10 protein-coding genes are annotated in these 13,466 nt (G+C 59.3%); 8 read left to right on the plus strand and 2 right to left on the minus strand.

The genetic code is table 11. From position 1 onward, the window contains the following. Window positions 1-621 precede the first annotated feature (621 nt). The 3 genes from NKI61_RS18015 to NKI61_RS18025 are packed head-to-tail and all read left to right on the plus strand — an operon-like array spanning window position 622 to window position 4,348. Window positions 622-2,175 (plus strand): trimethylamine methyltransferase family protein, encoded by a 1,554-nt coding sequence (locus NKI61_RS18015; protein WP_352840199.1) that lies wholly within the window; start codon window positions 622-624, stop codon window positions 2,173-2,175. Window positions 2,176-2,183: 8 nt separating this feature from the next. Beyond that, the gene (locus tag NKI61_RS18020; protein WP_352840200.1) at window positions 2,184-3,293 is read left to right on the plus strand and encodes a mandelate racemase/muconate lactonizing enzyme family protein; all 1,110 of its coding nucleotides are present in this window, start codon (window positions 2,184-2,186) and stop codon (window positions 3,291-3,293) included. Next, the gene (locus tag NKI61_RS18025) at window positions 3,293-4,348 is read left to right on the plus strand and encodes a GlxA family transcriptional regulator (RefSeq protein WP_352840201.1); all 1,056 of its coding nucleotides are present in this window, start codon (window positions 3,293-3,295) and stop codon (window positions 4,346-4,348) included. The genes NKI61_RS18020 and NKI61_RS18025 overlap by 1 nt, the downstream gene beginning before the upstream one ends. An 895-nt stretch (window positions 4,349-5,243) precedes the next feature. Here NKI61_RS18025 and NKI61_RS18030 read toward each other — a convergent pair. Further along, window positions 5,244-5,936, minus strand: a complete 693-nt coding sequence (locus NKI61_RS18030) for an OmpW/AlkL family protein (RefSeq protein ID WP_502899902.1) — start codon at window positions 5,934-5,936, stop codon at window positions 5,244-5,246. Between the two features lie 179 nt (window positions 5,937-6,115). After that, entirely contained in the window at window positions 6,116-6,409 is a 294-nt protein-coding gene (locus NKI61_RS18035) for a hypothetical protein (protein WP_352840220.1), read from the minus strand. A 300-nt stretch (window positions 6,410-6,709) separates the two neighbouring features. Here NKI61_RS18035 and NKI61_RS18040 point away from each other — a divergent pair, with 300 nt between their 5' ends. From NKI61_RS18040 to NKI61_RS18060, 5 genes are all read left to right on the plus strand, one after another. Beyond that, entirely contained in the window at window positions 6,710-6,835 is a 126-nt protein-coding gene (locus NKI61_RS18040) for a hypothetical protein (protein WP_352840202.1), read from the plus strand. A gap of 690 nt (window positions 6,836-7,525) precedes the next feature. After that, a complete protein-coding gene (locus NKI61_RS18045) occupies window positions 7,526-7,675 on the plus strand; it encodes an iron-sulfur cluster assembly accessory protein (RefSeq protein WP_352840203.1) in 150 nt (49 codons plus the stop codon). 245 nt (window positions 7,676-7,920) lie between these two features. Further along, on the plus strand, window positions 7,921-9,225 hold the full coding sequence (locus NKI61_RS18050) for a lysine N(6)-hydroxylase/L-ornithine N(5)-oxygenase family protein (protein ID WP_352840204.1): 1,305 nt from the start codon (window positions 7,921-7,923) through the stop codon (window positions 9,223-9,225). Between the two features lie 494 nt (window positions 9,226-9,719). Continuing rightward, window positions 9,720-10,499 (plus strand): phytanoyl-CoA dioxygenase family protein, encoded by a 780-nt coding sequence (locus tag NKI61_RS18055; RefSeq protein WP_352840218.1) that lies wholly within the window; start codon window positions 9,720-9,722, stop codon window positions 10,497-10,499. Window positions 10,500-10,821: 322 nt separating this feature from the next. Next, window positions 10,822-12,825 (plus strand): class I tRNA ligase family protein, encoded by a 2,004-nt coding sequence (locus NKI61_RS18060; protein WP_352840205.1) that lies wholly within the window; start codon window positions 10,822-10,824, stop codon window positions 12,823-12,825. The last annotated feature ends 641 nt before the right edge of the window (window positions 12,826-13,466 follow it).

Below are 13,466 nucleotides of genomic sequence, written 5' to 3' on the forward strand. Positions count from 1 at the left end.
CCTTCGGGCAGCGGAGGACCGAAAGTTGGACTACATGCAGGATGAGCGGCTTTTCCGAGGGTTCGTGGCAGATGCGCCAACTTCGAACGTCAGGCCATCTATCTTGACGTTATGGTGAGGCCTCAGGTCAAGTTGGGAAGTGCTGCATCACTTCAATATCTCATTCCCCACGGTCTGCCATTTTCACCAAGTGCCGATTGTTACCATCGAGCCAAGCCGCTGAAATTTCGGGCATTGGTTCAGAACATTGACAGGGTCTGCCACCACATTCCAAGCAAAAACTTGCTAGCACGGAACCGCCGAAGCTCGTCGACGCAAAAATATAGCCTCCCGATTGACTTTATTGCGGAGACCTCGCCCCGCCACTATTCCTGTGACGTTGCCTTCGGCGGGAGTCGGTTCTCCTCTGGAGCCGCAAAAGCCGAATAAGCGCAGTCGGCGACCGATTCTGTCCGCCGGGAAACTGCCTCCGACGAGAGCCGCATGATCGAGGTGCCCGTCTGCCGCAGCGCTTTAGTCAACAGACGCGTGAGAGTTTTGCAGTAGGTCAAATCGTCCCTCTCCGGCAATAGTTCGGGCCGGTCCACACGGGCCCGCACCGCTTTTTCTTTGGAGGCCGGCATGACTGCTCAACTACTACTTTCCCGTAGAGGAGGGCGGGAAGCGCGGCGGGCGATCCGCACGGCGCCAAAGGTCGACATGTTGCCCACGCTGAAGCGGGGCCTGCCGGTGGTAGAGCCGATGGATGCCGAACAGGTTGAACGCATTCACGAGGCTTCTCTCGCCATCCTGGAAGAAGTAGGCGTGGTGTTTCGCGATCCGATCGCGATTGAGGACTGGAAGAGAGCCGGAGCGGACGTGCGCGCGGATGACCGCGTTCATCTCGACCGCGGCCTGGTCATGGAGCTCATCAAGACCATTCCCCCCAACGTCGAATATTTCGCGCGCGACCCTGCGAAGAATGTCGAGCTCGGAGGCGATAAATCCATCTTCGTGCCGATGACAGGCGCACCGTACATGCGCGATCTCGATGATGTGAGGCGTGGCCCGACAATTGCGGACCTGGGGACGTTTCATAAACTCGCGCACATGATGCCGGCGCTACATTCGTCGGCTCACCACATCGTGGAGCCGATGGACATTGTCGTCGCGCATCGGCACCTGCACATCACCTATTCGTCAATAAAGCATTCCAACAAGATTTTCATGGGCATGACCACCTCGCCCAAGAATGCCGAGGATGTGCTCGACATGTGCGAGATCCTTTTCGGTGAAGGCTTCCTCGAGACGCATGCAGTCACCACCGGAAACTGCAATGGCAATTCGCCGCTGGTATGGGACCAGGTCATGCTGGGCGGCATGCGTGCTTTCTGCCGGCGCAACCAGCCCGTCTTGTGCTCGCCCTTCGTTCTCGGCGGTGCGAACACGCCAGCCTCCACCGCGGCGGCAGTGGCGCAGCTCAATGCGGAGGCGCTTTCGGCACTCGCCTACACGCAGGTGGTGCGCAAGGGCTGCCCTGCGATTTATGGGCATTACCTGTCGACCGTGTCGATGCAATCGGGAGCGCCGATGGCGGGAACGCCAGAGATATCGCTCATGAATTTCATGATCGGCCAGATGGCTCGTCGCTATAACGTGCCCTGGCGCACTTCGAACTTGCTTGGCGGCGCCAAGATCTTCGATGCGCAAGCTGGCTATGAAAGTGCGATGACGATGATGGCAGTGCTGCTATCAGGCGCAAACTATATTTGGCATTCTGCTGGCTGGAATGAAGCCGGCATGCACTGCTCGATCGCAAAATTCGTCGTCGACGCCGAAGTCTGCGCCATGGGCTATCGCATGACGCAAGGCATCCAGTGGGACGATTTCGATGAAGCCCTGGCTGCGGTCCGCGATGTCGGGCCGGGCGGCCATTACTTTGGACATCCCCATACACAGGACAACTTCGAGAAGGCCTTCTTTATTCCGAAACTCTTCGACAATAACTCGGTCGAGCAGTGGTACGCTGATGGCTCCAAGGACATCAAGCAACGTGCCCTCGAGCATGCGCGCCGCCTTCTGGCCGAATATGAAGAACCTAAGCTCGACGTCGCGAAGGACGAGGAATTGCGCGCGTATATCGATCGTCGCTCGCGGGAAATCCCCGCTGTCGACGCGCTCAACGAGGAATACTGAGCATCCTCATGCGCATTGACCAGATCAACGACTATAAGGTCCAGCTGCCTGTTAAAGGTGGCACCTATCGAATGGCAAGCGACGACGTCGACGCGCTTGACAGCACCATTGTCGAGATTGTGACCGATGACGGACTGACTGGCTGGGGCGAGACCTGCCCGATCGGGCCCGTTTATCAGCCGCATCATGCACTCGGCGCACGCGCAGCCATCGCCGAAATCGCGCCAGGTCTTATCGGGGCTGAGGTTGCCTCAATCAGACTTCTTGCGAAACGGATGGACGAGCTCTTGAACGGGCATGGCTACGCCAAGGCGGCCTTGGATATGGCCTTTCTGGATCTCCTCGGCCAGAAGCTGCGCGTCCCGGTTTCAACGCTGTTGGGCGGCGCCCTGACCGACCGTGTTCCGGCCTACTATTCGCTTATCGTCGGCCCGCCAGAGGAGACGGCTCGGATTGCCGCCGAGAAGGTGAAGGGGGGGTATCTGCGGCTTCAGGTGAAGATCTCGGGAAAGGATCTCGAAGAGGATGCGGCGAACGTCCATAAGGTTTGGGTGGCGGTCGGATACAGGTCGCGCATCGCGGTCGACGGTAACAGAGGCCTCACGGTCGCTGCCGCCATTCATCTCGATCGGCTATGCCAGACAATCGCCTTTGTTTTCGAGCAGCCCTGCAACACTATGGATGAGGCCTCTACTCTGAAGGGCAGGGTCACGCATCCGATCTATCTGGATGAGAACACCGAAGATCAGAATACAGTGCTCCGGGCGATCTCCCTCGACATCGCAGATGGCTTCGGATTCAAGGTCACCCGTCTTGGTGACCTCACCAAAATGGCGACCATGCGTGACCTTTGCGCCATCCGCTCGTTGCCGCACAGCTGTGATGACGCATGGGGTGGCGACATAATGGCGGCGGCTTGCGTGCACTTAGCTTCCACTGTGGAGCCGCGGCGTTTTGAGGGCGCCTGGATCGCGCAGGAATATATCGAAGGGCATTTTGACGCGAAGAATCCGATCGTCATTGAAAATGGTCACATCGCCGTACCGCAACTGCCAGGCCTCGGCATCAAACCGGAACCCGGCCTGTTCGGTCAGGCAGTAGCAATGTACGGATCCTAGTGAACGCACCCGCCAACATCAGCGCAATTACGTCGTTGGCCACGCCGAAAATTTCGGCGGCGGCTGATCGACCGTTTGACCTTGTGGTACTGGTGTTACCCGGGTTCTCGCACCTGGCGCTTCACGCCTATATCGAACCCTTTCGCATCGCCAACACGGTATCGAAGCTGCCGCTGTTCCGGTGGCGAATCGCGGGGCTTGACTCTCGGCCAATCGAGGGCGCCAACGGCCTTTCGGTTGCCGTTGATGTCGCGATAGACGAGCTGGTTTTCGGCTCGGACGATCGCAGACCGAACCAGCTCGCTATCGTGACGGGCGAGCCGGTAGAACAGCAACTGACGCCTGAGCTCAACGGATTTCTGCGAACGATGGCGCGTCGCGCGGTGCCGATATCTGCGGTTGGGACAGCGACATGGCTGCTCGCTCGGACGGGCCTTCTGGCAGGTACACGCTGCACGATACACTGGTCGCGGCTCGCTGCTTTCGCCGAAGTGTTCAACCAACCCCGCATAAGCGATTCCCTGTTTGTCAAGGACGGCCAGTATTCAACCTGCGCAGGAGAACTGGCAGCTTTTGACCTGGCGGTCGATCTGATCGGCAGCCATGCCGGCGGGTATATTGCACAGGAGGTCTGCCGCCACGCGACTGTCCAAGGTCAGCGCTCAGGATCAAATCGCCAGACCGGGCCGTCGGGTCTAGCCTTTGCGGGTGTGAGCGACAAGCTCCTGATGGCAATGCGGATCATGGAGGAAAATGTGGAGTTCCCGCTGAGAATGGAGGAGGTCGCGCAACGGGCCGGAGTATCGCGGCGCCAGCTGGAACGCTTGTTCGCTTCCCATATCGGACTTCCGCCAGTGCGTCACTATCTCCGGATTCGCACAGACCATGCGAAGCGCCTGATCGAAGGCACACGGATGCCCATCATCGACATTGCCATGGCCTGCGGGTTTACGTCTGCTTCGCACTTCGCAAAGTGCTTCAGAGCCTTCAATCGAATGTCGCCGCAGCAGTGTCGAGCGATAGTGCCGGCTTGGGTTGGGCCCGGCTTAAGATGATAGATGGTATCTAATTTGGGAGAACAGCGGCACCTCTAGCCATGCTAAATGTTTGGAGTGGATCTGCCCACCAACAATCAGAAAGCGGCGCAACAATACGTCCGGATCATAGCGCTCAAAGCGGCGAGATGCGCCTATCCGTTGTGCTCTTCCGTGTCGACCGACGTTCACGCGGCAACCATTGGATTGATGACGGCTTTGATACGGCCCCGATCATGGTGGCGCAGGATGACTTCTCACCATTGCATGATGCGGGGGTGGCGAGGATTTCATTTCGCCCCAAGAAGCTCTCTGATTGCACTATTGCGTTGGGAAGATGCTGTAGCTTCTCGGTGATGGCCGTTCAAACAGTCCAGCGCAGCTGCGGTTGGCGACGACCGGTGCGAAGATCATGCAAGCTCCGTCGCATTCTGTAACGACGGTCAGCCCGGCCACTGCCTGCAAAACCCGGCCGCAGTTGGGCGGCCGGGTTGGCGGGGTCTCCAGATCTGGGTGGCGCGCAGTAGACGGATGGAGGGATCGAGTCAGGACAATGACGAAGAAGATGCCGTCTCTTCGAGACATTTGTGGAAAAGCTGTCGGAGGGTGTCGATGAAACAGATTTCCGGGATGCCATGGCCGGGGCGGCCACAGCACTTGATCTACTCACCTTTGCCTATCTGGCGTCGGCTTCTTCAAGTATCCCCGACAATCGGCTGCTATGCGTTGGATGGTCATCGCATGAAGTTGATCAGAACGTTCCTCCGATTCGGACACCTCCCCGCCCAAGGGTTACAAGGCCCCACCCCTCTAATGATCCAGGTCGACTCGCCCGTGCACCGCCGGCGTGGAAAGGGCGCCCGAGGCGCCCTTCATTTCAGATCGGCTGTCAGCAGGGCCGCCTTCGCGTTGCGTATCAGAAGCGGTAGGTGACACCTGCGCCTATCAACCACGGATCGAGCGCAGCCTTGCCCGTCAGCTTCGCGCCGTCGACCGTGACGTCGAAGTCTGGCTTGAGGAAAAGCTTCTTCACGTCGAAGTTGACGCCCCAGTGCTGATCCACCATGTAGTCGAACCCGACCTGCAGCGCGGCGCCGAACGTGTTCCTAACCTTGAGAGCGTCGGCGCTGCCGACATCCTGGTTATAGAATATCGTGTAGTTCACGCCGGCACCAACATAGGGCTTGAAAGCGCCGAAGTTGGTAACATGATACTGCAATGTGAGCGTAGGCGGCAGCAGCCAAACCTTGCCGATCTTGCCCAGCCCGCCGATCGCTCCTTGGCCCCCGATGTTTGCATAGGTGGTGCCGAGTATGAGCTCGGCGGCGATGTTGTCCGTGAAGAAATAGGAGATATCGAGTTCCGGCGTCACCGTGTTCGAATAGGAAAGATCGGAGCCGGGCACTGCTTTGACGTAGCCCGAATCCTCAGTGACGACCCCTAACGCACGCAGGCGGATCTGCCAAGGGCTTGGCGCTTCCGTGACCGAGGCCCCTGCCTGCGGGACGCTCGCGGCTTGCGCAAGCTCCGCCGCGATGGCCTGCTGTCCCACCACCAGCATGACGGCCGCTGTTACTCCCCGCGCCGCGCCCATTCGCTTTCTCGCCATGATATTCTCTCCTTTGCTCTTCAGAAATGATGCACTGAACTACGAAAAGTCTTGCTCGAATTGCGTGAGATTGGCGGAGCGCTCATGCGCAGTTTGCGTGGGACCGCGCACACATTATTTGCGTCGTGCTCGCAATCATCTTATTTGCGCCGTCCTCGCAATCATCGACCTGTACTCACTTAGAAGTAAGCGGGATAACCAAAGGCCTGCAGCTTGGCGGCCGTCTTACGCGCGTGGCCCGGGTGGACGCGGTCGTTCCGCTTCGTGGTGGCGAGCAGGATCGGCGGATAGGCGGCAAGGGTGGTGCCGGTGCCACAGTGCGCGCGGATTTCCGGCATCCTGCCAGAAAATTGTAGAGGTACTGACCGCGGCTGGCGGCCCAGGCTAGTGTCCGTTCTCCTTCTACATTCGAGCCAAAGATAGAGATCATCGTCCGGGGCAGTCAGCGTTGGGCGGAAATCGAATACGGTCATGTCCGGTAACGTGAAGAATGATGTCGACTGGAAACAGCCGCAACGTCCTGTCGGCTCGGAAAGGCCCAGTTCGCGGCTGCGACCGCATGTTCGGCGAGCTTGATCATGGCATGATTTCTCCTCAGTCCTTGCCGCAGCGCGTTTGCGGATAGCCTTGCACGTGTCGTGCCAAACGAGAAAGTCATTTCACAACAATGACATGGCTCTAATTGCGGTGTGTCTCATCTCCGACTTTGTCGAAGACCCGACAACGTGATCAGAACCTCCTGTGCGAGCTCGGTGGGCACTGCGGAATAGGCAGTGAAGCTCACCGCGAAACTGGCCGAGCTTCGGACCGACATCGGCGACGGGGCGATCGACGACCACTACGTCGCGGTGTCGGGCGCGGCACAGCCTGAGGACTCCGCGGCGGCGATCATCGAATAACTGCGTTTACGATGGCTCCATCCTGGGCCACCGGCGCGGCGCGCAAAAGACTGCTTTGCGGCCTCATCCCTCCGCCTGGATTGAGTCGCAGGGACCGAATGGCGTCGTGCTTTTGGGACCGGCAGAGTGGTCATAACGCAATTGTCTTTCGGTTATTTTTACAGAGATTCGACAATCCAGTTGGTGAAGGTCCCGTATCGCGCAATCATTGATGCGCTTAGGACTGAGCATGCGCCCATCGGCAACCATCTCATCAAGAGCACCGATCCGACACCAACAAAGAGAATTGCTTCCCCATGAGAGAGGCCTCGCGGCGGACATGAGATTGCGTCACTCTTCATGATCTCGGCCTCCGAGGATGTCGGGATCGAGCCAGTGCAACGGCACGATAGGGCGAAGGATCTGGCAACTGCCAACCTCGATGGGAGGCATATCGCGATCTGTCCGGCAGAGACACCAGGTTCTGCACGGTCCGTTCATGAAGATTTCGTGCTGGTCTCCATAAGAGAAGTATTCTGGTGCAGAAGGTGCGACATCGACGTGCGAATCGGGCGCCGCCGTGAGGCGTCCCCCCTCAATGTCGGATTTCCGACAGGATCGTGAATCCGAGAACCCGTTGTTTAATAAAATTTCCTTCTCTGGCACGGCCCATGCATGGGACTCTGCGAACGCATCAGCGAGACGTCGTCCATGATCATGCGCACCGAAAATGCCGTCGCCGCAGTGAAAACCGCGCTCTCGCCTGCCATCAAGCCGCCGAAAGGCCGGCGCGTCATGGTCCAGGCGGGCGATTGCGCCGGCTTCGAACACCTTAGTGGGCCTGGAAAGCTCCTCGCGTGACGGCGAGGGGGGCATCCAGACGGGCGGAAAGGACAAACGTCGTTGCCCCACGTCGCAGGCATGACCCCTCGATTTCACCGCGCTGGAATGCTCCGGTCTACATTCGACGACCGAACGCGCTGGACAAATTCTCGCAAACCCGGTCGGGACCGGTGCTCCGAACGTCCGCGAGGGGGGGCCAGCGGCTGCGGCCGATATTCGCCGCGAACAAGCCGCCTAGTGGGAAAACTCTATAGGAGGAAGCAGTGGAGTTATCTTGCGTTGGGGTCGGTGCTGGCCCGTCCAATTTGAGCCTTGCGTGTCAGCTACACGAGCAAGTTGGGAAAGGTGCGGTGTTCCTGGATCGGCAGGTCGACTTCCGCTGGCATCCAGGCAGTGCATTCGATTCCTCGGAGCTCCAGGTCAGCCACTTCAAGGACCTGGTCACTCTAGTGAATCCGCGATCAGCCTACACTTTCGTCAACTTCCTGCACGAGAACGGGCGTCTGTATCACTTCCTGAACGCACGGTTCGAAGCCGTGCTTAGAGTGGAGTTCGAACAATACCTGAACTGGGTTTTCCACAGGAACCCACTTGTGCGTGGCGGCGAGACAGTGCGCGAGATCCGCTTTGACGGCGAGTTTCGGGTGCGGACGGATAAGGCGGTTCTCGGCGCCAGAGACGTCGTGGTCGGCATTGGCAAGCAGGCGCAAATTCCGCCTCAGTTCCAGGGCTGGACTGGACGCAACCTGTTCCACTCATCTGTTTTACTGCACATCCACCCTGAGGTGCGGAGAAAGCATGTCTGCGTGGTCGGCGGAGGACAATCGGGAGCCGAGGTGATGTTGCATCTTATCGGCCTGCCGAAAGATCGGCGGCCTGCCTCGATCACTTGGGTCTCGCAGCGCGAAAACTATCTGCCTCTGGACAACAGCCCGTTTACAAACGAGTTGTTCATGCCCTGCTTTTCGGACCGTTTCGCGGCCATGAGCGAGTCGCAGCGTAAGCTGCTCCTGCGGCGTTTCGTGCTTGCCTCGGACGGCATTTCAGAAAGCACGTTGCGGGCGATCTATCAGGCGCTCTACCGCCACGCATTTTTCGAGCCAAACCGATCCGACATCACACTGCGGCCGGGCTGCACCGTCTCGCACTGCATCAACGCCGGCGCGGGTCACAGGCTAACCCTGCAGCACGGCATGGTCGAGGTCGAAGAAGTCAGGGCTGATATCGTCGTGCTGGCCACCGGTTACGAGAACGCGATCCCAGACTTCTTGGAACCTATCGCGCACCGGCTGGAGCATATCGACAATGAATTAGCTATTCGCGAGGATTTTTCGGTGAGCTGGGACGGACCGCGTGACAGACGCATCTTCGTACAAAACGCGAGCCTCGGGCAGCGCGGCCTGGCCGATCCGAACCTAAGCCTGCTGGCCTGGCGCGCGCGCCGCATCCTCGATAGCCTTCTTGGGCGCGCGCCATGCGCGAACCCCGAGCATCCTGGCTTCATCAGCCATACGTCGATCGAGAGCTGGCCCGCCCCCGTAGCCGAAGAAATGGGCAGCGGGATATGACTCGTAAACTTCTGATCATCGGCGGTGGCATCCTGGGAATGATGTCCGCCTCCGCTGCGAAGGCCGGAGGCTTCTCCGAAATCATCGTGACCGAACAAGTTCTTGGACCAAGCGGCGCATCGCATTATTCTGGGGGCGTGCATTTCCCCTACCATTGTCAAGGTCGTACCAGGTCGCGCACTCGAAAGAGCGCCGTGGTCTTGGGGGCCATGGCTGGGTCGGCGGTCAGCGGATGGTGCCGGCCTTTAGCGATGCGTGTCGTGGCTGGACCGGGTGAGGCGGTTGATCCGGCCCAGTTTACCGAAGCCCTGGACCCGGCTGAGCATGACATAGGCAGTCACGCGCCGAGCTTCTGCGGACAAAATCCGTCGGAGCGGTACGCACTTAGCATCGCCGTCCCACATGCGTGGGCGCCTCCGTGGACCGCAACTAGCCAGCGCCCGACTGCCCAATTGGGTCCGACCAACCAGTCTTTCCAACAGGAGGCTTTTCGCATGTTGACTGATACACAAAGAGACAAGTGGCAGAAAGACGGATACGTCAGGCTCGAAAGTTTCTTTGCGCCAGCGGCTCAGGAAGATATCTCTGATTTTGTCGAAGATGTGTCACGCTGGGACGTCAGCGATGATAAATGGCTCATGTGGTTCGAGAAGACGACGGACAATCGAAAGATCATATCCAAGACCGAGAATTTTCTCGACTACCATGATCCATTGCGTCGTTTGCTATTAGCAGATCAGCGCATAAAGTCAGCAGTCGATGATTTGCTTGGAGAAGATTCGCGCAGGCTCAAGGAGTTGCTTATTTTCCACTACCCCGACAGCGGCGGCTATCTCCCGCATCAGGACATTTATCACATTCCACACAAACTCCCCGACCGGATGGTCCATGCGGTGGTTGCCATAGGCATCGACGACTCCGACCCGGAAAACGGCGGGCTTTTCTTCAGCCCCGGCAACCACAAGAAGGGGGTGTTCCCCATGGATGCCGGTGGGGTGATCGATCCTCAAGTCGCCGAAACGTTCTCCTGGGAACCCGTAGTATGGAAGGCTGGCGACATCTTCATCTTCGACGATTACGCACCGCACTACTCACGACCGAACAAAAGCAATCGCTCTCGGCGGACACTCTACTTGGTGTTCCAGCGTGCCTCAACCGGTGGGCCGACCCGCGCTGAATATAACGTGCTTAAGCGCGCCCTTAACCCGCCCGAGGGCAAAGTGGCCGATCTCGACAATCTCAAGCCCCCAAATGGCATCTTCTATCGCGATTGAGCTCACGCAGCCAGGCGGAGGCATGCACACGAAACTGATCGACCGCTCACGAAATGCGCGGACGGTATGGCGGTCTGATTTGCGGGCTAGCGGAGCATCGGACGCTTTGGCACGTGGATTGTGGAGGGGTCACAGGCGGCCTTCTGTGCGCCTACAGCCCGACAGCGCCCCCCTTGGTCGCCCGCCTGCCGGCCCAGAGCTGCACTATCCTGGCCGGGCCGCCAACGGGTCGGGCTGCCGTTTCTCTCCATGAAGTGCACTTGAGGCTGTTCGTTGGCAGCCGAAGGTCCGTCCCACTCTTCAACAGCTTAGGTTCGTTGTCATGCGCAAATACACGTTTTCTCGAACGGAGCTGTCGCGAGCGTTCGGTATCGACACGGCCACGCTTGGAACGGGCAGTGCTCGCACGGGGTTTTCGTTCGGAAAGGTTGGACCCGGGGTCACATCCGAGCCCCATCGGCACGACGAAATCGAGGCCTTCGTGGTCCTGTCCGGTGCGGGCAAGGTCACCACCGACCTTGGGGAAATCTCGGTCGAGGCCGGCGACGTCGTCCTGTTCCATCCTTTTGAAGCGCATGTGCTGCGCAATGACGGGAACAAAGACCTGAATTTCGTCGATGTCTACTGGCGAGACGGCGAGGCCGCCCTTGATGCCGCTGCAAAGACCACGGCTCCACGCGGGCCGACCTTCGTCTTCTCCGCGCCGCCAACGCCAAATGGCGATCTGCATCTGGGGCATCTTTCTGGCCCCTATTTCGGCGCCGACGTCTATACCCGTTTCCTGCGCATGAAAGGAGTCGAGGCGTATCACCTGACCGGAAGCGACGATTACCAGAGCTACGTCGCGACACGCGCCGCTACCGATCAATGGACGCCTGCAAACGTGGCGCGCTACTACTCCGACGAGATTCGCGCCACGCTTGCACTTCTCGATTGCGACGTCCACAGCTTCCAAGCCACAATGGGCGATGACGGTTACCGCGAATTTCAAGCCGCGTGTTTCCGAACTCTTCTGAGCAGCACGGCGGTAGATCTGCGCCAGAGCCCTGCGCTTTTCGATGCTGTGACAGGCCACTATCTTTATGAGCCGGATGTTAAAGGCCTCTGCCCCGATTGCGGCGGCTCCGCCGCCGGCAACATCTGCGAGGAATGCGGCGCCCCAAACCTTTGCCACGACCTGGGTGCAGCGCGGTCACGGCAGTCTGCCGAAGCGCCGCTGGTCGGCTCCCTCCGCCGTCCGGAACTTGCCCTGGACCGCTGCTACGACAATATCGACCGGCATCTAAGGGCATCAGGCGTCCCGCTACGCATCTTGGATCTCTTCGCGCGCCTACGCCAACGCGGCGGATTTTCAGTACCCATTACCCACCCCTCGGACTGGGGCCTGCCGGCCGAAGGGTTCCCGGGGCAAGTGATCTGGGTCTGGCCGGAGATGGCCTTCGGTTTTCTTTACAACATCCAGGCGCTCGGCCGCTCGCTGGGTCGCGACTGGAACGCGGAGATGCCCGGCAGCGATTGGCAGATTGTCCATTTCTTCGGCTTCGACAATTCGTTCTACCACGCGCTACTCTACCCCGCTCTTTACGCCGAGGTCTTCTCCCACTGGACGCCGCGCATCCACTATCACGTAAACGAGTTCTACCTGCTCGACGCCAAGAAGTTCTCAACCAGCTGCCGCCACGCGGTCTGGGGCAAGGACGTTCTGAGCCCAAAGACAGTCGACGTCGTGCGCCTCCATTTGGGCCTGACACGCCCGGAAGGGGAGCGGACGGATTTCACGCTGGACGGGCTGCGCCGCACCGAGAAGGAGGTCTTCCAAGGGATTTGGCTGAACTGGCTTGATGCGTTGGACCAGGAAATCAAGCAGGATTTTGCCGGCCGTGTACCCGATGCAGGCGACTGGAGCCCAGTCGACCGCGCCTTTTTTGCTCGGATAGAGGTCTATCGCGCGGCGATGGAGCGGGCATATTCGGACGAAGGCTTCTCGGTCCGGCGCGCGGCCGCTCAGGCCTGCGATTTCGTGCGCGATTGCGTGATCTACCGTCGGGCGCGAGACTATGCGGCTGCGCGATGTTTCTACCCCGCCCGCAATCGAACTTCGCTAGCCCTTCAGACGACGGCCGCTGCGATCATGGCACCGACAGTCGCTCCGCTGATGCCCCGATTCGCCAGAACGCTGGCGCGAGGCATCGATGGCGTCTCAACCGAAACATGGCCCCGGTCCGTCCAGCGCCTCGCGCCCGGGACGCGCTTTGATCTCAGACCCGTGTTGGTGTTCTACGCCAAGTCCGGCAATCCTCACCTCGATGAGGAGGAAGCACTATGAGCCCAAAGGTGCACCAGTGAGCTGTCCCAATCTCGACCAGATCTGCGCGGCAACCAAAGCCGACCATGCCAAATATGCTGTCACTGGGGCGACCTGAACCAGCGCGTCGTCGACAACCCTGGCCCGCGGCTTCGAGGACCGCTCGGCCGGTCGCTTCCCAGCCCTTGCTGTTCGTGCCGCAATGCCGTGAGGGCTCGACTGCGCTGACCAACCTCTGCGGCATCGGGATTCCGTCCTCCAGCGGGTCAAGGCTGTCATGCGATTCGACCCGCTTGGTCAACCTGGCGCCTGGAGCGTGCGCCGATCACCAATGTGAACGCGAATGCCTGCGTGATGATATCTTCTATTCTGTGCGAGACTGTACCGGCGCGGCATTCAGCCGAAGAACAACTGAACTGACAATCGGAATGTAGCAGCTTCAAATTCGGGTCCGAAACCGGTATTGCTCACAACCAGCGTTCACGATCCAGCATGGTGCACAAGCTTCCAATCAGACCCGCGCAACGCACAGCCCTTCGCCTGAAGTATTCGGCGAGGGCTGCCAAATCGCAAGCGTATCCTCCTTAACATTCACGAGGTCTTCGCCGAAAATGCAGACGCTTGTCGCGGGAGAGATAGATGCCTAAATTATTAGGGTGCTC

The organism is Mesorhizobium sp. M0514 (assembly GCF_040321145.1).
In the GTDB taxonomy this organism is placed as follows: Bacteria; Pseudomonadota; Alphaproteobacteria; order Rhizobiales; family Rhizobiaceae; genus Mesorhizobium.